This window comes from Bacillus sp. LR--39 (assembly GCF_053613335.1).
Genome location: NZ_JBSIOT010000002.1, coordinates 509,810 through 535,285, shown reverse-complemented (window position 1 = coordinate 535,285; position 25,476 = coordinate 509,810). Strand labels below are relative to the sequence as shown.

Below are 25,476 nucleotides of genomic sequence, written 5' to 3'. Positions count from 1 at the left end.
AAAACCGGCAGCCGAGCCGGGCTGCCGAGAGCCTGAAGACAAATCTTTTTCTATCTTGCCAGTTCTTTTATTTGCCGATCGGCATGAACCGCTGGACGTCCGACGGAATGATAAGTGAATCCTAAAACCCTCATATACTCCAACGGAAACATATTTCTGCCGTCAATGATGACCGGCTGTTTGAGCAGCTGCTTCACTCTCTGAAGATCCATCTCCTTGACTTCCGGCCAATCTGTTGTAATCAGGCATGCGTCCGCGTTTTTGATGGCACTGTACAGCTCTGTGTGATATTCAATGCCGCCGTCTCCTAATATCGCTGACGCTTCGGGAATCGCGATCGGATCATACGCTTTCACGTGAGCGCCCTGCTCTTTAAGACTTGTGATGATATCAAGAGCCGGGGCGGAGCGGACGTCATTTGTGTGCGGTTTAAAGGCCAGCCCCAGTACGGCCACGGTTTTCCCTTTTAAGGGACCAATGGCGCGGTTCAATTTTTCCGTAATACGGACCCGCTGCTTCTGATTGGTTTCAATGACGGCTTCCATCATTTGAAACGGATAGCCGGCGGCGTTTGCGATATGCAATAAAGCCGTTGTATCCTTCGGAAAGCAGGATCCGCCGAATCCGATGCCCGCCTGCAGAAATTTATTCCCGATCCGGCTGTCAAGACCGAGGCCTTCTGACACGTGGGAAATGTCCGCCCCGACACGTTCGCAAATATTGGCGATATCATTAATAAAAGATATTTTGGCGGCTAAAAAAGCATTTGCGGCATACTTAATCATTTCCGCGCTTTCAAGATTGGTCTTTACGATCTTCGTACGGAACGGCTTATGAAGCTCTTCAATGACCGAAGCGGCATGTTCGCTTGTGGCGCCGATAACCGCCCGCTCCATCTGCATCGTATCCCGCACCGCCGAACCTTCGCGGAGGAATTCAGGATTTGACGCGACATCAAACGGATATTTTCCCTTTGACGCTTCGCTGACGATTTGATAAACGAGCTTTCCCGTCCCGACCGGAACAGTGCTTTTGGTGACAATGATTTTGTATCCGTTCAGCTGTTCTCCGATTGTTTGCGCCGCTGCCTTAATGTAGGTCAGATCGGCTTCACCCGTCTTTGACATCGGCGTACCGACGGCGATATAGATGATATCAGCGGCTTTCACAGCCGGCTCAATGCCGGCCGTAAAGGATAAGCGCCCGGCACTGACATTTTTTTCGGCTAATTCCTCAAGCCCCGGTTCATATATCGGGATGACTCCATTTTGCAAGCTTCTGATTTTCGCTTCATTGATGTCACAGCAAGTCACATGATGGCCGATTTCCGCAAAACAAGTTCCAGATACAAGACCTACATACCCTGTTCCTAATACAGCGATTTTTTTCACAGCTTCATCCCTCTTTCGAAAGGTTCTCCTCTTGCCCGGCCCGGTTCATTACGGATCGGTATTTCTCTTTCAGCGCTTTCGCGTTTTGGCTTGCGTCAAAATACGTGCGGACGGTTTGATAAAGTTCCTCGGCTGTTTGCGGCGTCCAAGCCTCTCCTCCGTCATATCGCAGAATCGATTCTGCCAGCGTCTCAGGTGAACCCGGCTTGATCAGCAACCCCCGGTGTTTCCCGAATAAAGAAGCCAATCCTCCGACATCGGTGCAGATCACCGGCACCTTCAGAGCGAGCGCCTCAATGACCACAGTCGGCATGCCTTCGCTGTAGGACGGCAGCGCCATTACATCCGAGGCCAGCAGATAGTCCTGTACCTTGTCGTTCGGCACTTGCCCCGTGACGATATGAGCGGCTTCCCGCAATGAAGATGCGGCGGGACCGTCACCGACAAAGACGGCTTCATAATTTTCATCCAATGACTGAACGGCTTTTGATAAGTCGAAAACACCTTTCTCTTTGACAAGCCTGCCGATGAACACGATCAGTTTTTTATCCGGAGGAAGGCCGAGCCGTTTTCTGACGGCTTCTTTCGTCTCGTTCCTTTCTCGGAAGGCGTCAAGCGTGATGCCGATCGGAAGCACGCTGCACTCCGCTTCGATGAGCTTTTTCATTTGTTCCCGCAGACTGCCGCTCACAGCGTAAATATCGGCTGCTTCCCGCACCGCAAATGTAAATGCGCGATGAGCGCTTTTGCTGTAATGCGGATAGACATTGACATCACTGCCATGCAAGGTCAGCACATACGGGATGCCTAAAGCCTTTGACACAATGGCGGCCGCTCCGCCTGACGGCATGGCGAAATGCGCGTGAATCAGATCGGGCTTCAGGCCTTGATTTTTAATCGCGGAAAGAACCGATGACGCCATTCTTTTATGCGGCTGCGCCCATTTCAGCTGCCCGGGAACCGCCTGATAAAACGGCCGGTGGACGGACACGCCTTTCCGCCATTCATGTGCCGGCCTGATATCCTTTTTCCGATATGTCTTTTTCAGCACCCGGAATGGCGCGGCGAGTTTCGGCCGCGGACAAATGACGGTCATCTCCGCGCCAAGCTTTCTCAGTTCTTGCGCCTGTGTTTCATGAAAAACGCCTTCCCCCGGCTTCTCACTGCTCGGATATACACTTGTCATCCACAATACCTTCATAGCAAACGTCCTTTTCTTAATTTACTTTTCATATGCGGATAAGCTTTTCCTAACAGGAATAAATAACACAACGCGCCGCAGGCTACGGAGATCACCAGCCGCAGCTTGACATCAAGGCTGATGCGCTCCGTTCCGAAGCTGGCTGTAAAAGCGATGACACCCATTGCCGCCGTAAGCAGAAACGGTTTGGCCACGGCTTTGAAGTAAGCCGACAGCCGCAGCTTAATGACATATGCCAACAGCCAGCGCCCGATCAGGAAATTCAGGATGCTGATGAAAGCGTACGTCCAGGCTACCGTCAAGAGATTTCCGGACAGCACGGCGGCGTACAAAGATGCACCATACAGCAGCATCACCCCGGCGTCCCAATAAAACGCCAGATCGGCCCGCCCTTTTGCGAGCAGCACAGATCCGTTCGGATTCATCAGGACCCTTAAAATCCCGACGATGGCGAGAACGTTTAAAACCGGGACAGCCGATAGCCATTTTTCTCCGAATACCGAAGCCACGAATGCATCCGACACTGAAACCAAACCGAGCAAAAGCGGAAAGGATATCAGCGCGAGTATTTTGGTCATATTAAGAAATCCTTCTCTGATAACGCTGTTTTCATGCTTGTTTTTCGCAAAGACGGGAAACGCGACTCTCGTAATGATCGGATTAATTTTTAAAACCGGAAGCGTGACAATCTGGTAGGCCAGATTGTAAATGCCGAGCGCCTCGGCGCCGATAAAACTGCCGATCAGAATCATATCAATATTCGCTCCGAGCCGGTTCACAAGCCGGGAAGACAGCTGAAAGGCCCCGAAAGAAAAGAAGCCTTTCATTCCTTTCAGATCAAAAACGAACGCCGGTCTCCATGTTTTTCTGCAGGACATCCAGTACAGAATGCCTTTTGACGATTGCAGCAGCACCTGGGAAATCACATAGGCGAGAATCGGGTCCTTATAAAAAACCGCGGCCGCCAAATACACGAAGGACAGCACATTTGAAAAGATTTCAATCTTGCTTAACGTATTAAATGCCAGCGCTTTTTGCAGCATATACTGGTATTGCTGACCGATCGGCGCGATTAAAAACATGACGGCCAGCACGCGGATTAAATAGACAAGCTCCTCCCGCCGATAAAAATCGGCGATGAGCGGACTGCTGAAAAACAGCAGCGCAAACAGCGCAAGCCCCGTTATGATATTCAGCCAGTACAAGGAAGACATCTGTTTATCAGTCACATGATCTTTTTGAATGAGCGCGGCGCCAAAACCCATATCAAGCGCAATTTGGGCAAACACCACTACCGTTGTGATCATGCCGACAAGGCCGAATTCAGCCAGTGACATGACCCGCCCGAGCAGGGCGAATTGGACGATTTGAATGACCGTAATACACGCTGTCGAAATACTTGTCCATTTGGCGCCGCTCAAGATTTGATTTGTAATACTAGGCATCGTTTTCCCTACTTTTTTGTCTGCTGACCAGAATTTTTATCGCGCCCCGTCACCGGTCCAGATCACTTTGCACGTTTTGAGCATAATCTTCAGTTCCAATGAAAAGGTCAGGTTGCGGATATAATATAAGTCAAACATCAGTTTTTCCCTCGGTGTCATGTCATATCCCCCGTTGACCTGTGCCCAGCCGCTTAATCCCGGCTTAACGGCCAGCCGCTCCGTAAACCCCGGAATCTCAGCCTGAAACTGTTCCGTAAACACGGGACGCTCGGGACGCGGGCCGATCAGGCTCATTTCTCCCCGAAGCACATTTACCAGCTGCGGCAGCTCATCAATACGGGTCCTTCTGATAAAAGCGCCGACCTTTGTCACGCGGGGATCCTTTTTCAGCGCCCAAACCGCCCCCGATTTTTCAGCATCTATTTTCATAGAGCGGAGCTTATACAAATAAAACGGCTTCCCGTCTTTGCCTACCCGCTCCTGCTTATAAAAAGCCGGGCCGGGCGACTCCAAACGAATCAGTATGGAGAACAGGCCCATCATCGGGAGTGCCGCCAAGAGCCCCGCAAGCGCAAACACAATGTCCATGAATCGCTTAAAAGCCAAATAACGGGCCGTTCTTTCCGTAACGGCAGCGGAAGTCCCCTGCCGCACTGCATAGTTATTATTTACATTCATGCTTTTCTCTGCTCCCACTGACACACACCTCACGATTTGTTGGGATGTTTGATGACCTATGCCGTGAGTTTAGCAGATGGATGTTAATTGGAAGTAAAGGAAGCGTTAATGTTTATTAGAATGTTTCGATTATTGTTTTTTTATTGTAAATCTATTCATATCCATATTTGAGACAAAGCATAATGAAAAATAAAAAACAGACCGGTATGAACCGGTCTGTTTCCATGAAAAATATTATCTGAAATAGGAGGAAACGCCTTGGGTGATCCCCGCCGCGAGTCTGTCCTTTTTCGTTGATTGTTTTAAAATATTGGCATCAATTGGGCTTGTGACAAAACCGGTTTCTAACAAGACACTCGGCATTTTAGAATACTTAATGACGTAAAATCCGGCAGTTTTCACACTGCGGTCACGCGTGCCGAGAGCAGAAACCATTCTCGGCTGAATATTTTGGGCAAGCCTCAGACTGTTTGCGGATTGGTACGTTTTATCATAATACGTCTCCGTACCGTTTGCACTGCTGTTATCATTCGCATTTGCATGGACGCTGATGAAAATATCGGCGTTCGCCTTCGCCCCTTTGTTCACTCTCTCCTCAAGCGAGTCAAAGGTGTCGCCCTTTCTTGACATTACAGTAAGCGCGCCCGCACCGTATAATTGATTGTTAAGACGCGTAGCGATATCAAGGTTTACATTTTTCTCAAGCAAGCCGTTTCCGGTTGCACCTGAATCCTGATAGCCATGCCCCGGATCAATAAAGACCGTTTTGCCGACAACCGGATTTTTAAGCTGCGACGCGGCATTGTTGCTTAAAGATGAAGCACTTCCTATGACGGTGAAGCTGGTGATGTTTTTACTTCCGATATACGTCCGGACGTCTTTTGACAGACTGTCTCCATTCGTCAGCAGGTGAACTCTCCCCTGTTTGGCGCTCAGCACGCCTCCGACGATGGTATCCGCCTCTTTAAAACCATTGGTAACAAACGTATAGCCTGTGCTTAAGCCTGTCTTTTTTGCAAGATTCACAGACAGGTTATAGCGGTTTTTACCGCTGATTCTTGAAGGGTTCGGCAGCTTATTATAAAGTGAGCTGCTGATGCTGCTTGTCCCGCCGATGACAATCGTGTTTTTAATCCCCAAGCTTTTAATCGCATTGGACGTAGAACCATTTAATGTCGAATCATTAGTAAATAAAATCGGATATTTTTTAGCGGACGCATAAGAAATCGCAGCCATTCCATCTGCATCAACAAACCCGTTGACCACAAGGGCTGTAGAAGATCTTGTCATTTCACCCGCCACTTTTGCGGCTGTGGCATATCTCGTGCTCCCTGATAACCGTTTGACACTGATGCCTAATTTAGCAATTTGATTTGCGGTATTTTTCGAAACGGCAGGTGTGCCGCCAACGATAATCACATTTTTCGTTTTTAAATCAATTAATCCCTTTTTTGTGCCCGCAGACAGCTGATCTTTATTTGTAAACAGCAGCGGCGCATTTTTTTGATATGCAAGCGGCGCAGCGGCAATTGCATCGGCATATGAAGTTCCGCCGGTGATAATGACCGTTTTCGCTTCACCCCATGATTGTTTTGCCGCCAGTACAGCCGTATCATACCGGGTGCTTCCGCCGATCCTTTTAACCGTGTTGTCAGCCAAAGCGGAAGGGACAAATAGAATGACCCCGAGAATAAAGACGGGGAGACATTTTATGATGAATTTCAATCCGATCTCCTCCACAGAAGTTTAGTAGTTTGTAAGTGCTGTATTAGGATAATAGAACGCAAGAATAGAAGTATACGGCTCTCCGGCCTCCGCTCTTTCTTTTGCTCCGTATTGACTCATTCCTACGCCGTGACCGTATCCCTTTCCTGATATCGTGATTTGCGAAGAATTACCGGACGCACTGGCGTATGTGCTTTTAAAAGATGAAGCTCCGATCATCGTTCTGAGTTCAGACGCTTTCACCTCAACAGATGCAGTCTTGTTCATGACATAGCCCTTCGACTTGTCATTCACATGGTACGTGACCTTCACCGCGGCGTCTTCCGCGCGCTGGCCTTTTGTTTTTCCGGTGAGCGAGAGATCAGAGATGCTTGCAATTTTTATGGAACTTGCATTGGTTTCTTTATTTTTCATCAGCCAATTTTTTATTCCGTTGAGCTGCGCGGCATTTGCTTCGTTTGTTTTAGACCACCAGGATGCGGGATTTTTCATATCCAGACCCGTTGGCAGCTGCTGCTTCTGCAATGTTAAAGACCAGCTGATTTCCGGATCTTTTGTATCCTTTTTAGCTACTAAATACGGCACTTTCGATCCCCACACTTCATCGCCGGCTTCCATGTAACCGCCATTGCTTGATGAGTAAGTGGCATCTATCAATCTGCCGGAATAAGTGAGCACTTTCCCTTTTGTTCCGTTAACGGCTGCGGTTGCGTTTGGATACCAGCTGTATCCACCGTAAACCTGAAAGGCCGTTGTATCCGCGACTGTTTGTCCCATCTTGCCGATAGAGTAGGTGCGGGCGGCAACAGCCTGGGCTTTCAGCGCTTCTGTCGGCCAGCTTCCCGGCATTTCATTCGGCAGGACACCTTTCAGATAGTCCTCAAAAGGAATGTTTTCATTAACAGGTCTTACATATTTGCCGGATTCCGCAGTGAAACTCATATTCCCCAAATATGGCTTCCCGTCAATGCTGATTGTGTTTGCTGTTGAATATTTTTCTGGAACCGCCTTGAAAGACGTTTTTCCGCTGTTAATGCCTGCAACACCTAATTTGCCGCCGGACGTTTCAATACGGTACGTCTTTCCATTTACGAGATAAAACTCTTTTGCGTAAGCAGCCTTAACTGAATCGGCAATTGAATTCGCGCTGCCTATTAATGTATAAGAATAGGTGCCTTTCGTTTTAAAAAGGCTGGCCTCGTCTGCGGGTGTTTCACTTTTTTTGATGTATACAAGCGGCATGTGATTTGCGGCGGCAATATTTGATCCGACAACGATGTCCGCTAATTTAGTCCCGTTGGCAGCCACCGTTTTGCTTGCATCCATGCCAAGCGAAGTGACTGCGTTTGCTGATATTTGATATCTATTTGATCCGGTAATTCTTTTGGTGACCGAGGCCTTCTTTTTAATTTGATTCTCCACATCTTTGCTGACGCTTGAAGTGCCTCCCATGATGATTACTTTTTTAGGCAGATTGTAGCTCGGGAGGGAGTCTTTTTTCGTCAGGAGAATCGGATAGCCGTTTTGCGCAGCATAAGGCGCGATTGCCAGCGCATCCGTATAAACATCCCCCGTTACTACGACCGCTTGGTCATAGCTGCCCATTTCGGCCGCAATATTTTTGGACAGATCATATCTGTTTTTTCCGCTGATCCGTTTCGTGCGGCCGTATTTCTTCAATGTCTTTTCCGCGGCTGACGAAATACTGTTCGTCCCGCCGATGATTAAAATATTATCCGGATTGAATTTCTTGATTTGCGCTTCTGTGCTGCTGCTCAGTTTTTTCGCTTCAGTCAGCAGAACAGGCGCTTTCAGTTTATTCGCTAAAGGAATGACGGAAAGCGTATCCGCAAAATAAGCGTCCGTATTAACGACGACCACGTTGGACGGATTTTTCCAATACTTAGATGTCGCAGTGTTAGCCGTATCATATTTGGATGCGCCTCCTAATCTGACAACGGAGGAGACATCGCTTCCCGTCAGTTTATAAGTTCCTGAAGGTTCGATATTCAGAGTCGATTTATTACCAATATAATTCGTCAGTTTTACTGAAATATCAGAACTGGCCGCAAAAGTGCTTTCCGGTAATAAAGCCAGGCTGAATATCACAGAAAAACAGACAGCCCATATTGTTTTCTTCAATTTTTATCCCGCCTTTTGCTGATCATGGTGTATTATTTTGCTTTCTCGATTTCCTTGATCTCTTTTTGGCCTTTATCATTTGTGAAATAAGTGATGCTGACTTTGTCATTTTCGCTGAATTTATTCAGAACATCAGAGAAGTCATCAGAAAACTCAAAGCTGACGGGCTGATCATCCACTTTTACTTCAATTGTGTGCGTATCCGCCATACCGACATAATATGCCGTTTCTTTTTGAGCCTGGTTCTCCGCAGAACCGCTTCCCTTCTTTGATTGATCCGCCGTTCCGCACGCTGCCAACACAACAGAAAAAAGCAGTATTAAGAACGAAGCTGCAATAGTTTTTTTCATTTTTTTCACCTCATCTTTATGTATCGTCTTATACTAACTTTTTTTTAAGGTAATTTTAAGGTCTTTTTGTAACCTTTTTTTAAGAATTTCGTCTATTACATGGTTATAAGTAAAAATATGACTGGGTTTATAAAGATTAGTAAATTGCATCAGGAAAGTTAATAGAAAAGGTGATGACAAATGAGAGCTGAACGAAAAAGAAAGAAGAAAAAAGTTCTTCTGACAATCGTAACAATCATCGGGCTGTTAGTTTTATCATCAGGAGGCTACGTCTACTACTTGTGGCACAAAGCGGCTTCAACGGTGGCAAGCATTCAGGAAGACTTGAAAAAATCGGACAAACGTGACACGGATATAGATCTCGGAAAGAAGGATCCGATTTCTGTTTTAATCATGGGCGTCGATGAGCGGAAAAATGACAAAGGGCGCGCGGATACGATGATTTATATGACCGTCAATCCTAAAACGAATACAACAGAAATGGTCAGCATTCCGCGTGATACGTATACGAAAATCTCCGGCAAAGGTACGATGGATAAAATCAACCACTCCTATGCTTTCGGCGGAACGCAGATGGCCGCGGATACCGTCGAGGACCTGCTTGACGTGCCGGTAGATTATTTTGTGAAAGTAAACATGGAGAGCTTCAAAGATACCGTGGATACACTCGGCGGGATTACGGTGAACAGCACGTTTGCCTTCAACTACGACGGGCACTCTTTCGGAACGGGGAACATCAGCCTGAACGGCGAAGAAGCGCTTGCCTACACGCGTATGAGAAAAGAAGATCCCCGGGGGGATTTCGGCAGGCAGCAGCGCCAGCGCCAAGTGATTGAAGGGATTATTTCTAAAGGGGCAAACATCTCGTCTGTCACAAAATTCGGAGATATGTTTAAGGTCATTGAAAACAACATGAAAACAAACATGTCATTCGATGATATGTGGACGGTTATGACTGACTATAAAAACGCCCGCAGCAAAGTCACTCAGCATGAACTGAAGGGAACGGGAACGAGAATCAACAATATCTATTATTACAAATTAGATGAAGCAAGCCTCGCTTCAGTCAAAAAAGAATTAAAAGAAAGCCTGAAATAATAAAAAACTCTGCATATGATGCAGAGTTTTTTTATTCTGTAAAAGGCTGCGGACGGGTTTTTCTATAGCCGTACCGATAAAGCAGTTCTTCCACAATCCGTTTTGAAGCCGATCCGTCACCATAAGGGTTTGACGCCTTTGACATCCGTTCATATTCAGTCTGATCGGTTAAGAGCTGTTTTGTCAGCTGATACACCGTTTCTTCATCTGTACCCGCCAGCTTTAATGTCCCGGCTTTCACTCCTTCGGGGCGCTCGGTTGTGTCCCGAAGCACCAAGACCGGCTTTCCGAGAGAAGGCGCTTCCTCCTGCACTCCGCCCGAGTCGGTCAAAATGAAATTTGCTTTCGCAGCGAAGTTATGGAAATCCACGACCTCCAGAGGTTCTATTAAATGCACCCTGTCCGAATCAGCGAAATGGGCTTCTGCGGCCTCACGAACTGCGGGATTCAAATGAACGGGATAAACGACTTGTACGTCCTCAAACTCCTCAACGACTCTTCTGACGGCCTTAAACATCTGTTCCATCGGCCTGCCTAAATTTTCACGTCTGTGCGCTGTCAAAAGAATCATCCTGCTTCCGTCCAGCTTGTCAAAAATCGGATGAGAATAGTCTTCCCGCACTGTCGTTTGAAGCGCGTCTATCGCCGTATTTCCCGTGACAAATATAGAATCCGGCTTTTTATTTTCAGCAAGCAGATTCTGTTCAGCCTGGCTTGTCGGCGCAAAATTCACATCAGCGATCACGCCCGTCATCTGCCGGTTGATTTCCTCGGGGAAAGGAGAGTATTTATTTTGCGTACGCAGACCGGCTTCCACATGGCCGACAGCGATTTGATGATAAAAGGCGGCAAGGCTTCCGGCGAACGTTGTCGTCGTATCTCCGTGGACCAACACGATATCTGGTTTTACTTCTTGGAACAGCTTGTCCAGTTTCAGCAAAGCATGAGATGTAATTTCTGAAAGCGTTTGACGCTCTTTCATAATATTCAAATCAAAATCAGGCGTAATGCTGAATGCTTCAAGCACTTGATCCAGCATCTGTCTGTGCTGTGCGGTTACAGTCACCAGCGAATCAATTTCCTGATATTTCTCAAGCTCTAATACGAGCGGAGCCATTTTAATTGCTTCAGGTCTTGTACCGAATACGGTCATTACTTTTAGTTTTTTCAACGGTTTGTCTGCACCTCGTTTTATATGTCGGATATCCCTTCATGTTAACATATTTATGCCGTTTCTTAGATATTGTAAAGCTTAATGGCAAACAAAGCAAAAACCGTTACAAGACTCTTTGAAAGCGGATTAAAAGGTGTGAATTTTAATCAATTGTGGTAAAGTGGAAAAAGACTAGGTTATAGTTCTGAAAAAAAGATTTTGCAGAAACAAGGATGGTGTTATTCAGTGAAGAAAGTACGCAAAGCCATTATTCCGGCAGCAGGTTTAGGCACTCGTTTTTTGCCGGCCACAAAAGCAATGCCTAAAGAAATGCTTCCAATCGTTGATAAGCCGACAATTCAGTATATTATCGAAGAAGCTGTCGAATCCGGCATCGAAGATATTATTATCGTAACCGGAAAAGGAAAAAGAGCAATAGAAGACCATTTCGACAATGCCCCTGAACTGGAACGCAATTTAGAAGAAAAAGGGAAAATTGAACTTCTTCAAAAAGTGAAAAAATCGTCAAATATTGCGGATATCCACTATATTCGCCAAAAAGAGCCAAAAGGACTCGGTCATGCCGTTTGGTGCGCACGCAACTTCATCGGCGATGAACCTTTCGCCGTTCTTCTCGGCGATGATATTGTCCAGGCTGAAAAACCGGGACTTCGTCAGCTGATGGATGAATACGAAAAAACATTGTCTTCAATCATCGGTGTTCAGCAAGTTCCTGAAAGCGACACACACCGCTACGGAATTATCGATCCGTTAACAAATGAAGGCCGCCGTTACCAGGTCAAAAATTTTGTAGAGAAGCCTGAACCGGGCACAGCTCCTTCCAACTTGGCTATTTTAGGAAGATACGTTTTCACTCCTGAAATTTTCATGTACCTGGAACAGCAGGAAGTCGGTGCAGGAGGAGAAATTCAATTAACGGACGCCATCCAAAAGCTCAATGACATTCAGCGTGTCTTCGCTTATGATTTCGAAGGAAAACGTTACGATGTCGGTGAAAAACTCGGATTTATCGAGACGACACTTGAATTCGCCTTACAGGATCAGGATATCCGCCATAAATTAATTCCGTTCATGAAGGATCTTCTTGAAAAAGAAGAAGCTGACGAATAGAAAAAGCTGCCGAATCCGGCAGCTTTTTTTATGTGATCTTTACTTTTTAGACGTTACCGTCAGTGTTTGATCAGCATTGTTCACAGAAAAAGTATATTCCTGGTTTTTAAGCATGAGCAAATTCTGATTGATTTTGCTGCCGCCTTTTTCACTTAAAGCTGAGATGTCTGCAGGACGCGATAAATGAAAAACCACTTCGGAGACTGTATCATTGTCAATCACTACCTCCGTTTTTGCATCGGATGTTTTTAATACGTTCCGTCCGTCAGCCGTTTGTCCGGCAGCTGGATTTTTCAATTTAATCTGTACATCGTCCCCGCTTTTATTGAGATATGAGAGAAACTCTTCTGCTGTTTGGCTTGATAAACTGCCGCTGAAATCATTAAGCTGAACATCCGTCTTTTTTAAAGCATTCACTTTATACAGATCAGTCTTTTTCATAAAGTACTCTTTATCGTTTAATTTCACTTTGGCCGCCTGGTTATTTTCGGCTTCTACCTGCACCTTCGTGCCGAAACTTACACTTGCGGAGGCTTTTCCTTTTATATCTTTTTCAGTATAAAGGTCCGCCTTTTCAGCTTTTACCAAAGCAGGTTTATTCACAGACTCATAAAGTCCGGCATCGCTCTGTTTGACGTGACCGAAAGATGTGATCGCACGCAGAGGCTTGTCTGAAAACATCGAAGCGCCTGCGCCGACAGCCAGCAATGCAAGCAGCGTAATCTGTATCGTATTGGCAATGAATTTAGGCTTCGCTTTCTTTTGCTGCGCCTGAGTGATTTTCTGTTCCTCGGCTGCCCGCGTTCTGCCTTCAATCTGCTCGTTTTGATATTTCTTTTTTTCTTTCTTTGAAAGCTTGTTGAACCAATCCACAAAAGCTTTATATTCTTTCACAACAGCTTTCGTTTCGTCGAACATGCGCATTTCGCCGTAATGCATCCAAGCCACCCGATCACACATTTTCTCAATCTGTCCGATGGAATGACTGACGAAAAAGATCGTTTTGCCGCGTTCTTTAAATTCCGTAATGCGGTCCACACATTTCTGATAGAAAGTCTGGTCCCCTACTGAGAGCGCCTCATCAATAATAAGGATGTCAGGGTCCATATGCGCCGATATGGCAAAACCGAGACGGGATTTCATACCGCTTGAATAGCTTTTAACAGGCTGATCTATAAAGTCGCCGATATCCGCGAATTCAACGATTTTTTCATAAAGCTCGTCTATCTGCCGATTGTTGAGACCCATCATCAAGCATTTTAAACGAATGTTGTCTTTACCGCTTAATTGATTGTTTAATCCGGCAGAAATCGCGATTAAAGACGGCTGCCCGTTCATATCAATCTCACCGCTTGTCGGCGGAATAATCTTTGCAAGCAGATTGGACATCGTTGATTTTCCCGACCCGTTGATCCCTACGAATCCGATCGTTTCCCCTTCATAGACGTCAAAAGAAACATTTCGGACAGCGAAAAAACCTTTTTGATTTCTGTTTGGGAAAAACAATCCTTTAATTTTGTCAGACTGTTTTTTATATAGAAAATACTGTTTTGAAACATTTCTGAACGAAACTTTTAGTTTCATCGTATAATCTCCTTACTATATTAAAGAAAGTCAACAAACTTATCTCTGAATTTCATATGAAGAAGTGAACCGACTGTTAACAACAGCAGTGTGACAAACCAGAAATACAGCGTGTATTTCACATCGTGGAAAAACCACTGCCCTTCCATAAAGCTGTCTCTAAAGCCCTCGATAATATAGAAAAGAGGGTTTAACTTCAAGATGGTCAAAACTTCAGGTCTGTTTCCAAATTTCTCCGCAATATCCCAAAAAATCGGCAGAAGAAAAAAGAGCAGCCTTGTGACGGCCTGAAGCAAAAACTGGTAATCCCTGATTAATACGCTGATAGTCGAATTAAACAGGCCGAAAGCAAACATAAAACTGATCATACAAAACAGGTAATAAATATATTGCAGCCAATGCAGCGTCGGAAAAAGACCGTTGCTCAGCAGCACAATAATATAAATCCCCATCATCACAAAATAACTGAATAAATTCGATGCTATCACTACAGAAGGCAGTGAACTGATCGGAAAGTTCATTTTCGACACTAAATTTATCCGTTTAAAAACGCTGTTAGATGCATCCAGTATCGTCGGACTGATAAAGAACCAAGGAATTAAGCCGGCCAGCATCCAGACAATGAACGGTACGCTGTCTCCATTTCCAAGCACCATATCATGTCCGCCGCGAATCCCGAGACCAAATACGAACCAGTATGCCAGCATTTGAATCATGGGGTTGAGAAACTGCCACAATATACCCAAATAGTTCACTTGATACTTTGATTTCGTTTCGTACACTGCAAGCCGCATAATCAGCGGAAATGAGTTGAATTGCTCTTTCAGAATTTTTACCAATGCATTCATTCTAATCTTCCTTAGTCGTAAGTTTTAGGTAATAGCTTTGACTTACAAAAGCACCGCTCATAATTGTAACAGATTACGATGTATTTTTCACTTCATAACAAGCCTGAGTCCAATGAGCGCAACATGCCGTCACTTAAGCAAAAAAGCATAATTAACGTGGTTAAATTATGCTTTTTTGCACTTATTTACTTGTCCCCGAAAATCACTTTTACGGCTTTTTCAGACGATTCTCCGGTTTCTAAATAACAGAACTTCTCGTAAAAAGGCCCGAACGAATCCGGAAGCTTATAATCATCTGATTCCGTTTCATTGACCCATTTGATAACGTCACCTGTTTCTTTGACTAGCGGGCCGGGCGCTTCTTTTTCAAAGTCAAAGTAAAACCCTCTGAGTTTATCCCGGTACGTTTCGATATCAGGCACATAAAACAGCATCGGTCTTTTCAGATTTGCATAGTCAAAAAAGACAGAGGAATAGTCCGTTATGAGTAAATCAGAGACCATATACAGCTCACGGATATCTTCGTAGCTGGAGAAATCATAAGCAAATCCTTCATACGGTCCGAGATCAAAGTTTTCCGCCACGAGATAATGCATTCGTAAAATAATGACATAACGGTCGCCGATCGCTTCTCTCAATTGATGAAGGTCTAAATCAAGATCAAACTTGTATTTTCCCTTCTTATAAAATTGGTCATCCCGCCATGTCGGTGCGTAGATAATCACTTTTTTATCTTGCGGAAGATTCATTTTTTCTTTCAGCGCTTTGATGACAGAAGGGCTGTTATCCGTTTGAAGGAAGTCATTCCGCGGATATCCCGATTCAATCATGGTTTTATTAAACTGAAACGCCCGGGCGAATATTTCGGTTGAATATGCGTTCGGTGAAATCAGGTAATCCCACTTTGAAGCCTCTGTCGTAAAGTTGCGCTTGTATTTTTCAGTGTTTGTTCCCGGCATATGCACTTCATCCATATCTACTGCAAGGCGCTTTAAGGGCGTGCCATGCCATGTCTGGACATATGTCGTATGCTCAGGTTTCGGAATCCACAGCGGCATACGGCTGTTGACAACCCAGTACTCGGCTCTTGCCATGGCGAACAGCCATTTGAACGTAAAGCGTTCGATATAAGGAATTCCTTTATCTTTAAATGTCTGTGAGTAAGCGGGGTTTACACTCCAGCAGAGACGGTATTCCGGCATCTCTTTGCTCATGTATTCATAAATCGCCCGCGGGTTGCAGCTGTACTGTTTTCCGGCAAAGCTTTCAAACATGACAAATTTCTGTTTGACAGGCAGTTTCCCCGCAACCCTGAATCCCGCTTTATAAGTGTTTTGTATTCTTTTCTCAATGAACTTTTTCAGCTTATTCTTTCTCTTGCGTACAAAGGAAGCGCCCCGTTTCAGCTTTCCTTTCACAAAATACTCCACGCGGGTGCTGAAGCTGTAATCGTTCATTCTCAGGTGGAGATTTTTCGTTTTCTTTTTCGTGAAAACGTGAAATCTGGCAGGCCCTTTCTCCGTTTTCAAAATCGTGAATTGGTTAGGGTTTACATGTTCAGATTTCAGAACCTTTAACGGTTTGCTGTTGGTGATAATCTCTTCACCCGTCCCGACATCTTCAAAAATGAATTGAATATGGAATTGAAAGGTTAGCTGCTGATTCAATTCTTTATAAACGGCATTCAAATCAATTTTTGTATCAAAGCCTATCGTGTCAAGCATCGTTGTGTCCTGAACATATTCATCAAGGTCGTGTCTCGGCACGTCGTGAAGCGGATACTTCAGAATGAGAGGCTCCTCTTCTTTTCCTTTTTTCATTTTCAGAATCAGGTTTTTTTCTTTTATCTTTAAGGCTTCTGCCGCATTCAGCCGGAATGCAAAACCTTTCAGATGTAAGCTGCCGTCAGATTCGAGCTCCATTTCATCAATCCGCGTGACGAACTTTTTCTGCAGCAGCTTTAAGGAGAAATTCCCTTTCTTCGTCGTGTAAGGGAAAAAGAACATATGATGAGCCTCATCTTTATAAGAAGACAGTTCAATAGGTTCAAGGCTGGATTTTAACCGTTTTTTACTAATATCACTGTCATCATTGATAAAGGAGACATAGAAATCCAGACATCCTTTGCCGTCCGTATGGTCAGAAAGCAGATCCGTGCTCATGACAGCATGGTACTCCCCGCCTTCTCCTGCCAACCGTTTCAGAGGGACGGAAAGTTCCGCTTTTGTCTTACGATTTATAATCTGAAGAGAAGGCTCTTCCCCTGCAGTGACATTTTCACAGGATATCGTAATGCTGAATGTCTCTTCCTTTATGTTAAGATGTTTTAACTTGTATCTGACAGGATTTTCTATACCCATAAAATAAGTCTACTCCTCTGTTTCAATTAAACATATCCAATCACAATCATCATTTTGTTACTTTCAGCGAAAGGTTCTCCTTCACCCTCCGGTAGAATTGATATTGCAGTCCGTTCACTTCTGCCGTCACCTTTTCACCGTCTTCTCTGTTTAACATGACACGTTCATAATCGTTATAAATGACATACATAATATAACCGCCAAGTCCGACTTTTTCAATGTCACTTAACGGGATTTCAAGGACGTACCGCCCGTCTCCCAGTGACTGAACCGGAAACTGGTGGAATACTTTCATGTTATCTCTGTGCTGAAACTGAATATAATGGGCATTATTTCTGTCCTGTCCGAACAAGCGGAACGTAACGGTGAATTTATGATCGGCGAACACCGCGCTTTCCGTTTCTCCGTGCATGCGAAGTTCGACCAGTTTATTTTCTTCATCCGTCAGCGGGCTTTCTAAATAAGCCAGTCCGCCTTTCGTCACGATGTTTTTATCGGGCTCTTTTTTGGACCAGCGGAACAGCTTTTCGACCTCGTCATACCGTTTTTGAGTCAGCAGACGGAAGGCTGTTTTATGAATCGGATGAAAAAATGTCTCAGAAATATCGTATTTCGTCTTCTTTAACACATTCAGAATTTCATTGAATTTATTGTAGTAGGCTTCTTTGTTTTCGCTTTTCAGGAAGTGCATCCGATCGAAAAGGCGCGTAATGGAATCGAATTCGATCAGGCGGTTCATCGCCATCTTCTCTTTTTCAGTATCTAATTTTTTGTTCAGAATATACTTCATTACGGCTATGTTCGTATCGGTTTTTTCCATTATATTAGTCTGCTTTGTCAGCGACTCATTATTGTCCATTCTGTTCAGATAATAGACCGGTTCGGTTGACGTTGAAATATCTCCGCACGCCAAAAGAACATCCATAAAAAATTGCTTATCTTCAGCAAATTTCATTTCCGGATATCTGATATCATTATCTTTTAGAAATTGTAAGTTCATCATTCTTGCCCGCGGGCCGAGATGATAGAAAATATGCCGGATTGAAAAAGGCGATACCTTCGCTCTGTTCAGCGAAGACTCATGTTTCCCGATCGTTTTTTGACCGTTCACCTGCATTTCGATCGTTTTTCCGACCGCATAATTTACCTGATCTCTTTCGAGCATGTCGAATAAGATTTTAACTCCGTTCGGCGCAAACCAATCATCTGCATCCAAAAATGTAATGTACTTCGCATTTGCCAGCTCAATTCCCAAGTTTCTCGGATAAGCCGGAGTTCCCGTGTTGTCTTTCAAAAAGACGACTGTAATATTTTCATACAATTCGGCGTACTCAGTCAGGATGTTTCTGGAATCATCAGTAGAGCAATCATCGACCAGAATTAAAGAAATATGCTGAAAGCCGATGTTTTGAAGGATCACTGAATCAACTGTTTTCCTTACATATTCTTCTGCATTATAAACAGGAACGACTACCGCTACCTTCTTCTCTTCCGCCAATGCTTCTTTGTTTAAAATGGTATATTCGCGTTCTTCTACGGACGGCTTGGACTCTTTTTTATTCAACTTAAAAAAGTTACTAAGATTCATCTTTAAATTCTCCTCTTATTGTCTAGCTTTTTTTCAAAAGCGCATAACAAATATAGCGAAAATAACCTTATATTACAAGAAGTACTCCCTATCCGGAGGGAGTACTTCTTTATCATCTGTATATCCGAATGTTTCAATTACACCCCGGCAATTTCTTTTTTAATCTGTGTGGTGGAAATGCCTTCGGTTCTAGGGAGGTAGATGACTTCGCATTGATCTTTAAGGAAATCGAATTTGCCTTCCCAATCGTCTCCCATTACGAACACATCGATGTTGTGATCCGCTACGTCACGTACTTTTTGATCCCAGCTGTTTTCCGGAATGACTTCGTCGACATAACGGATCGTTTCCAGAATCAGCTTTCTGTGTTCATAGCTGTGGTAGGCCTTTTTTTGTTTTTGCAGGTTGAACTCGTCTGTTGAGATGGCAACAACAAGGTAATCCCCAAGCTGCTTTGCGCGCTCAAGCAGTTTAATATGACCCCAATGCAGTAAATCAAACGTACCGTAAGTAATGACCTTCTTCATGAAACAAAAGCTCCTTTCTATCATCATACGTATAACAAGCAACTGCCCTGAAATGCTGCGCAGCTGTATCCTTAATCACTAAAGTGCCAATTTCGTACTCATGGAACCTCATTATATCACATAGCCCTGAAAAGGTTAAGCCAATGTAAAACGAAGTTAAAATCCACTTATTAACAAATGTTATTACAATAGGAGTTTAGCAGGGTTTTTGCGCGTGTGATTAAAGAAATTGTTATCTTATTTATATTTTTGTAAAACTATTGTTAAGTTTATCTGAAGGTATTATGTTAAAATAAAGCTTAGCCTAAGTCACGAAAAAGTGAAAGAAAATCCCGTACAAAAAGGAGGACGGCAGATGCAGACTGAAATGGTGCACAACCTTTCTTATGTTAATGGAAATTTACAGGAGTTTATTTCATATTTAGACACTTATTATATCGAACAAAAGCAAGGAGCCGTCATTGCGACGGTCAATCCTGAGATCGGATACGCTGCGGCGAAAGACAAAGGTTATCATCAAGTCATTTCATCCGCGGATTTCGTCCTGCCGGATGGTATCGGCGTCGTGTTAATGTCACGTTTGACGCAGCACCCGCTGAAATCAAGAATTGCGGGATTCGATGTGTTTCTTGCGCTGCTCGGCCTCGCAAACCGGCAGTCTAAAAAAATATTTTTATACGGAGCTAAACAAGACGTGCTTGACGCCGTTTTGAACCGGATCAGCAAAGAGTATCCGAATATTGAGGTTGTCGGAGCCAGCAACGGTTATGAAGCGGATAAACGCTTCGTCGCCAAACAGATTTCCCGGGCGAAACCCGATCTCGTGTTTGTCGCCTTAGGATATCCCCATCAGGAACAATTTATTTATGAATACAAACATCTTTTCCCTCAGGCTGTATCGATCGGTTTGGGCGGAAGCTTTGATGTGTTCAGCGGAACGGTGAAACGCGCCCCTGAATGGATGATTAAAACGAATCTGGAATGGCTGTACAGACTGGTGACGAATCCGTGGAGATGGAAAAGGATGCTGAACATTCCGAAGTATGCTTTTACCGTTTTGAGAAATAATAAATCAAATAAAAGCCTGTATTCCAAGCAGGCAGAAGATCAAACGAAACAGCTTTAAACAAATAAAACAGCAAAAGAGATTGGTAATCTATGAACTTGCGATCTTTATTCGCCGCTTTTTATTCTATATATCTGTCTGTTCTCGGCGTTTTGTTCAAGCCTGTAAAGCCCAAGAACCATTTGACCCTGCTGGTATCTTTTGAAGAGAATGCGCAGGCTCTCATCCGTTCTTACAAAGCGCACGCTGAATCGCTTTCTTATGAAGTGACGGTTGTGTATACGAGACACGCCGTCAGTCTGAAAAAAGAGGTGGAAGGTATCGGCTCTTTTTATCTGAACGAAAAACATCCGCTGCATCTTTTGAAGGCTGTTTTGATCCTTTTTAAGAGCAAAGTGGTGATAACGGATAACTATTTCCTCATGACAAGCGTCTTAAACCGCCGGCCGCAAACGACATGCATTCAGGTGTGGCATGCGAACGGCTCTTTGAAAAAGTTCGGCCTTGAGGATGTGACGAATCAAAACCGCCCGGCATCAGACATCAGCCGTTTTAAAAAAGTGTACCGCTCGTTTGACTTTGTCACCGTCGGCTCAGACGCGATGGCTGACGTTTTTAAAAAGTCGTTCGGCATACGGGACGGCCAGCTGTTAAAAACGGGTGTCCCCCTGACTGACGTCTATTATGAAGACAAGCCTGAACTGAAGCACAAATGGCCGAAAAAAATCATCTTGTACGCACCGACATTCAGGGATTATGATATGCAATCCTTTCGGCTGCCATTCACCGAAGAACAGCTCACAAACGCGTTAAACGGAGAGTATATGCTGCTTGTAAAGCTTCATCCTGCCGTTTTGCAACATATTTCGGCTTCGTTTGAAAGCGAATTGATCAAGAACGTGTCTGACATGCGTCTGCATGATCTCTTGAAAGCGGCTGATATTTTAATTACGGATTACTCTTCCGTGCCTTTTGAATTCGCGCTTTTAAATAAACCGATTTTCTTTTTCACATATGATCTGGAGGAATATGATCAAAAACGCGGTTTAATCGACAATTATACTTCCGTCATTCCCGGAAAGGCTTGTCATGACAGCGAAGCCCTTCTGGAGGAAATGACGAAAAAGCCATTTCGTGCAGAAGAAATGAAGCGGTTCTCGGACAAATGGAATATGTATTCAGATGGGAATTCGAGTGAAGCGTTATTGAAATTTGCGGAAACAAAAATGAAAAATTGTGCTGAAGCACCTGCCTGAATCCGACGGCGGGTGTTTTTTGCATGAAGAAAGGGCTGAAGCATACACTCAGCCCTTTTTTTATACTTTCATATACACGGGAACATCATAGTAAAGCGTATAGTCATCCAGCAGTGAGTATAAGCTGTACATGCGGTTTACCTGCTTATACGCCCAGCCGATGTCTGTCGCATACTGATGGGCCGCGGCTGGAGACCATCTCATTTTATACAGCGTATCCTGCTCGTATGAAGGATTGTGAATATAAGAGGCACCGATAAATTGGGCTCCGCCGATAATCGCGGCTTCCGGAGTAAACCACCCTTGATTATACGCGTATTGTGCGCCGTAGTAATTCGGGTTGCTGTCATAAGCCCCGATGCCGTACATGTTGTAAACCTTTTTACCATTATACATAATGCCGTTCGCAAGCTCTGACGTGCCATTGCCCGTTTCAAGCAAAGCATGCGAAATCAAATACACTTCATTGATGCTGTATTTGCCGGCGGCTGTAATAAAGGCCTGGCCTTTCCCTGTCAGTATTCCTTTATTGACCAGCACTTTTTGATTCAGTTCCGATGCGTTCAGTCCGGCTGCCTGAGAGAGCTTCAGAAATTGAAAGTAATACTTGCTGTCTTGTGCGAAGTGAGCCGGATTGACATACTGCCCGACTTCGTCACTGCTGGCGTTTCTCCAGCCCATGCTGAGTTTGGCCCAGCCGTTTGTCTGGCCTGTGATGCTGACTTTATCGCCTTTTTTCAACTGCCCGATAATATTGCCGGAGCTGACTTCCGGGGTTGACCGGACGTTCAGGACGTCGGCTGTGACCGTTCCGGAGGCCGTATTGATGTACGTAAGCGATGCATAAGCCGCGGCATCAGTCTGCGGGCTGACTGTCATTTGTTTTTTGACCATATCTGCCAGCGAGATGTTGTAATTGGTATTCATGATTTGCGGTCCGTTTTTTATTTTCAAAATAGCCATCGTCCATCCGTACAGCTTTTTCAGCTTTTGGGAGGCGGCGTCCGCTGACTGCGCTCCCGTGAATTGATCGCGAATGCGGAGTTCATAAACCGGATGGCTTTCACTCGTATAGCCGGCCTGTAATTGTTTGGCGCTGAAAAAGCTCATGCTTTTATTTAAAACGGTTTTACTGCTGAATGTTTCGGTTTTGATGACGTACTGTGCAGAGCCGGTTTTCCCCGTCTCCTTCACAGTTCCGGCCGCTTTGTTTTGCTTGAAAAAAGCAGTTACGCGGTCAATGTCTTCCTTTTTAAGCAGCGGTGCCGTTTCAATTCTGAATTGTGTATACGCCGCTTCACCTGTTTTCTGTGCGGAGGCGGATACTTTTTTCCCTTTGAAAAAGTCCAGCGAACGATTGATCTTTGCCGTATCAAGCAGTGATTCGGTTGTGACTTGGTACGTTGTGTCCGTCTGCTTGGATATCGTTTTTGTATTGGCAGTCAGCTTATATCCCGCCAGCAGATTCAATCCTTTTTTTATCTTCGACTGGTCTGCCGTCTGCTGAGAAAGCAGCTGATATTCGTTTTCTGCTGTTTTTCCCGCCGCTGTTCTTGCCGTCTTTACATGCTGCTGGCGGAAAAACGCCTCCGCTTGATCTGCCTGTGCAGCGGTAAGCTGCCCTGCCGTGATCCGATAAACGGACACTGTTGCTGTCTTTTTGACAGGCGATGCGTCGCAATGCCATTTTTTCTTTTTAAAGAAAGCTTGAACACTTTGCAGCTGCTTAGCCGTCAGTCCGCTCATCCCGACCGTATAATTATTTTTCTTGCCGGCTTTTTGATAGCTTCCGCTGACACCCGTATTCTTCTTGATTTGGGTGATAGCATTTTGTACGGCGCTTACTCCGTTAAAATATCCTGACTGCACGTTGTACACGGTTGCTGTTTTGTTTTGGGCATACTTTTGAACGTTCCCTTTGACGCCCGTTTTCTGCTGAAGCTGTTTCGCTAAACCTGCCGCAACATTTGCGTTTGAGATGTCAGAGGCTGTCACGGTGATATTCGGACTGGCCTTTGCCGTGACTTTCAGCGACGACTGCAATCCTGTTTCCTTTTGAAAATCAGTTTGGATTTGAGCGGCTTTTTGATCGCCGGAGATTGTTCCTGATTGGATCTGAAACCGGGCTGTTTCCCGTTTGACCTGACGGTATGACGCTTTCACGCCCGTCTGCTTCGTCAACGCTTGCGAGAGCGCTTTTGCGTCCGCTTCGGCCGCCATCTCAGCAGTCACGACCTGCATGTACGGCTGTTTTGTCCCCGCCGGCTTGACGGCGCCGGTCACGCTCGTTTTTTTCGTCAGTTCGGCAAGAAGATTTTTCGTCTGCCGCTCGTCTGATAGAACGCCTGATGTGACGGTCACGTACGGCTGTTTGCTTCCGCTTGCGCTGTAAGTGCCGGTCACGCCCGTCTGCTTCGTAAAATCTTTCAGCACGGTTTTCGCATCCGTTTCATCGTGTAAGCCTGAAGCTGAGATTTGATAAGTGAGCGGCGTATTTCCGGCTTTCTTTACGTCAGCCTGCCACCCCGTATCCTTTTTCAATTTCGCTGCCGCTTGAAGCGCCCCGTTCTCAGAAGCAAATTGCTGCTTCGTTTCCAGCTCGTAAACGGAGTAGTCGCTGTATGCGGCCTCAGCGGGCTGTGTAAGGGTGCAAAAGACAAGGAAAACGGCGGACAATAACATAGGTGCAACGAATCTCTTTTTCATTCCTTCTCCTCTTTCTGATTCAATTGGTTTCTATCAAACTAGTTTATTTATCGGCCGGCCTTCTTCATTTTTACAGAGAGAAACCACCCAATTTTCCAAATAAAAAAAACTTAATCCCAGAGCTGGGATTAAGTTTGGTTTTATATATGAGAAACGATGAGCGTGCAATCTCCGTTTATCGTAAAGTCAGGCATCTGATCCGGCAGTATGAAATGCGCGCCTTTTTCAAGCTTGGCAGACTTGCCTTCACAGATGATGGAGCCGCTTCCTTCTGTGACGCTGCACAGCATAAACGGAGCGTCCTGGGTCATTTCCGCCGTCCCGCTGATATCCCATTTGTATACAGAAAAATATTCTCCCTGCACAAAGGTTTTGATGGTGACGCCTTTTCTCGTTTCAGTTGATTCATCCAAAAATCCGTCCACATGCGGAACGGTGGCGGCGTTGACGGCATCGCGGATATTCAGCTCACGCGGCTGGCCGTTTTGATCTGTACGCCCGTAATCATATATCCGGTAGGCCGCCTCTGAATTCTGCTGTGTTTCAAGCACGAGCGCCCCCGCGCAAATGGCATGGATGGTTCCGCTCGGCACATAATAAAAATCGCCGGGTTTGATCTTCACGCGGCGCAGCAGGCCTTCCCAGTCACCGCTGTTAATCATGGTGACAAGTTCCGCTTTCGAACGGGCCGTGTGACCGTATATGATTTCCGCATTTTCTTTACAGTCAATAATGTACCAGCACTCAGATTTCCCCGTTTCGCCCAGTCCATGCTCCTCGGCGTCATAATCGTCAGGATGGACTTTAACAGACAGATGATGTTTGACGTCCAGTATTTTCGTCAGCAGCGGAAACCGGTCCCCTTCCGTTCCGCCGAATAATTCTCTATGCTGATCCCACAGTTCCATCAAGGTTTTCCCTTGATACGGACCGCTTTTGACCGTGCTCATTCCGTGCGGATGGGCTGAAATCGCCCAGCATTCGCCGGTTGTTTCTGAAGGTATGTCATATCCGAATCGTTCGCGTAATAACGTGCCGCCCCATAGTTTTTCTTTATATACAGGCTGTAAAAAAATCGGCTCTTGCGTCATGTTCGTTCCCCTCCCCTTAAAAAGCGGCTCATATCCCATTCCCCCTGTGTTTTTTTTAAAACACGGAGGGAGCCGCAGTTAAAAACAATATGTATAAAATGGCTGACCTGCTCATTATACCATTCGGATGGGGCGG

General features: G+C 45.2%; 19 protein-coding genes. 4 read left to right on the top strand and 15 right to left on the bottom strand.

Translation table 11 applies throughout. The features are described 5' to 3' along the window. Positions 1–50: 50 nt before the first annotated feature. From tuaD to ACWHAR_RS12405, 7 genes are all read right to left on the bottom strand, one after another. Positions 51–1,391, bottom strand: a complete 1,341-nt coding sequence (gene tuaD / locus ACWHAR_RS12435; protein WP_032876141.1) for a UDP-glucose 6-dehydrogenase TuaD — start codon at positions 1,389–1,391, stop codon at positions 51–53. 4 nt (positions 1,392–1,395) lie between these two features. Beyond that, positions 1,396–2,592, bottom strand: coding sequence for a teichuronic acid biosynthesis protein TuaC (gene tuaC / locus ACWHAR_RS12430; protein ID WP_032876138.1), 1,197 nt, complete (start codon positions 2,590–2,592; stop codon positions 1,396–1,398). Further along, positions 2,589–4,037, bottom strand: coding sequence for a teichuronic acid biosynthesis protein TuaB (gene tuaB / locus ACWHAR_RS12425; protein ID WP_032876134.1), 1,449 nt, complete (start codon positions 4,035–4,037; stop codon positions 2,589–2,591). The genes tuaC and tuaB overlap by 4 nt, the downstream gene beginning before the upstream one ends. A gap of 36 nt (positions 4,038–4,073) precedes the next feature. Further along, on the bottom strand, positions 4,074–4,733 hold the full coding sequence (locus ACWHAR_RS12420; protein ID WP_032876131.1) for an exopolysaccharide biosynthesis polyprenyl glycosylphosphotransferase: 660 nt from the start codon (positions 4,731–4,733) through the stop codon (positions 4,074–4,076). A 216-nt stretch (positions 4,734–4,949) separates the two neighbouring features. Next, positions 4,950–6,440, bottom strand: a complete 1,491-nt coding sequence (locus tag ACWHAR_RS12415; protein WP_015418344.1) for an N-acetylmuramoyl-L-alanine amidase — start codon at positions 6,438–6,440, stop codon at positions 4,950–4,952. Between the two features lie 21 nt (positions 6,441–6,461). Then, complete coding sequence (locus ACWHAR_RS12410) at positions 6,462–8,582, bottom strand: SpoIID/LytB domain-containing protein (RefSeq protein ID WP_032876128.1); 2,121 nt, start codon at positions 8,580–8,582, stop codon at positions 6,462–6,464. Between the two features lie 32 nt (positions 8,583–8,614). After that, a complete protein-coding gene (locus ACWHAR_RS12405) occupies positions 8,615–8,932 on the bottom strand; it encodes a hypothetical protein (protein WP_032876125.1) in 318 nt (105 codons plus the stop codon). Between the two features lie 180 nt (positions 8,933–9,112). Here ACWHAR_RS12405 and tagU point away from each other — a divergent pair, with 180 nt between their 5' ends. After that, positions 9,113–10,030 (top strand): polyisoprenyl-teichoic acid--peptidoglycan teichoic acid transferase TagU, encoded by a 918-nt coding sequence (gene tagU / locus ACWHAR_RS12400; RefSeq protein WP_003151369.1) that lies wholly within the window; start codon positions 9,113–9,115, stop codon positions 10,028–10,030. Between the two features lie 31 nt (positions 10,031–10,061). Here tagU and wecB read toward each other — a convergent pair whose 3' ends face one another. Then, the gene (gene wecB / locus ACWHAR_RS12395; RefSeq protein ID WP_032876121.1) at positions 10,062–11,201 is read right to left on the bottom strand and encodes a non-hydrolyzing UDP-N-acetylglucosamine 2-epimerase; all 1,140 of its coding nucleotides are present in this window, start codon (positions 11,199–11,201) and stop codon (positions 10,062–10,064) included. A 228-nt stretch (positions 11,202–11,429) separates the two neighbouring features. Between wecB and galU the strand changes: the two genes are divergently transcribed. Beyond that, entirely contained in the window at positions 11,430–12,314 is an 885-nt protein-coding gene (galU, locus tag ACWHAR_RS12390) for a UTP--glucose-1-phosphate uridylyltransferase GalU (RefSeq protein ID WP_003151367.1), read from the top strand. Between the two features lie 39 nt (positions 12,315–12,353). Here galU and tagH read toward each other — a convergent pair whose 3' ends face one another. The 5 genes from tagH to tagD all read right to left on the bottom strand — a co-directional run bounded on the left by tagH (position 12,354) and on the right by tagD (position 19,221). Next, positions 12,354–13,898: a teichoic acids export ABC transporter ATP-binding subunit TagH gene (gene tagH / locus ACWHAR_RS12385; RefSeq protein WP_032876118.1), complete on the bottom strand. Its 1,545-nt coding sequence runs from the start codon at positions 13,896–13,898 to the stop codon at positions 12,354–12,356. 20 nt (positions 13,899–13,918) lie between these two features. Beyond that, positions 13,919–14,746 (bottom strand): ABC transporter permease, encoded by an 828-nt coding sequence (locus ACWHAR_RS12380; protein ID WP_007614137.1) that lies wholly within the window; start codon positions 14,744–14,746, stop codon positions 13,919–13,921. 185 nt (positions 14,747–14,931) lie between these two features. Then, the gene (locus tag ACWHAR_RS12375; RefSeq protein WP_032876115.1) at positions 14,932–17,106 is read right to left on the bottom strand and encodes a CDP-glycerol glycerophosphotransferase family protein; all 2,175 of its coding nucleotides are present in this window, start codon (positions 17,104–17,106) and stop codon (positions 14,932–14,934) included. 49 nt (positions 17,107–17,155) lie between these two features. Beyond that, the gene (locus ACWHAR_RS12370; RefSeq protein ID WP_452087568.1) at positions 17,156–18,694 is read right to left on the bottom strand and encodes a glycosyltransferase family 2 protein; all 1,539 of its coding nucleotides are present in this window, start codon (positions 18,692–18,694) and stop codon (positions 17,156–17,158) included. A 137-nt stretch (positions 18,695–18,831) separates the two neighbouring features. Beyond that, positions 18,832–19,221 (bottom strand): glycerol-3-phosphate cytidylyltransferase, encoded by a 390-nt coding sequence (gene tagD / locus ACWHAR_RS12365; protein ID WP_003151361.1) that lies wholly within the window; start codon positions 19,219–19,221, stop codon positions 18,832–18,834. A 355-nt stretch (positions 19,222–19,576) separates the two neighbouring features. Here tagD and ACWHAR_RS12360 point away from each other — a divergent pair, with 355 nt between their 5' ends. Then, positions 19,577–20,347: a WecB/TagA/CpsF family glycosyltransferase gene (locus ACWHAR_RS12360; RefSeq protein WP_032876110.1), complete on the top strand. Its 771-nt coding sequence runs from the start codon at positions 19,577–19,579 to the stop codon at positions 20,345–20,347. Positions 20,348–20,379: 32 nt separating this feature from the next. Next, a complete protein-coding gene (locus ACWHAR_RS12355; protein WP_032876107.1) occupies positions 20,380–21,543 on the top strand; it encodes a CDP-glycerol--glycerophosphate glycerophosphotransferase in 1,164 nt (387 codons plus the stop codon). Between the two features lie 60 nt (positions 21,544–21,603). Here ACWHAR_RS12355 and ACWHAR_RS12350 read toward each other — a convergent pair whose 3' ends face one another. Both ACWHAR_RS12350 and manA read right to left on the bottom strand, forming a co-directional pair. Continuing rightward, positions 21,604–24,249: an N-acetylglucosaminidase gene (locus tag ACWHAR_RS12350; RefSeq protein WP_032876105.1), complete on the bottom strand. Its 2,646-nt coding sequence runs from the start codon at positions 24,247–24,249 to the stop codon at positions 21,604–21,606. A gap of 140 nt (positions 24,250–24,389) precedes the next feature. After that, positions 24,390–25,340: a mannose-6-phosphate isomerase, class I gene (gene manA, locus ACWHAR_RS12345; RefSeq protein ID WP_032876948.1), complete on the bottom strand. Its 951-nt coding sequence runs from the start codon at positions 25,338–25,340 to the stop codon at positions 24,390–24,392. Between the last annotated feature and the right edge of the window lie 136 nt (positions 25,341–25,476).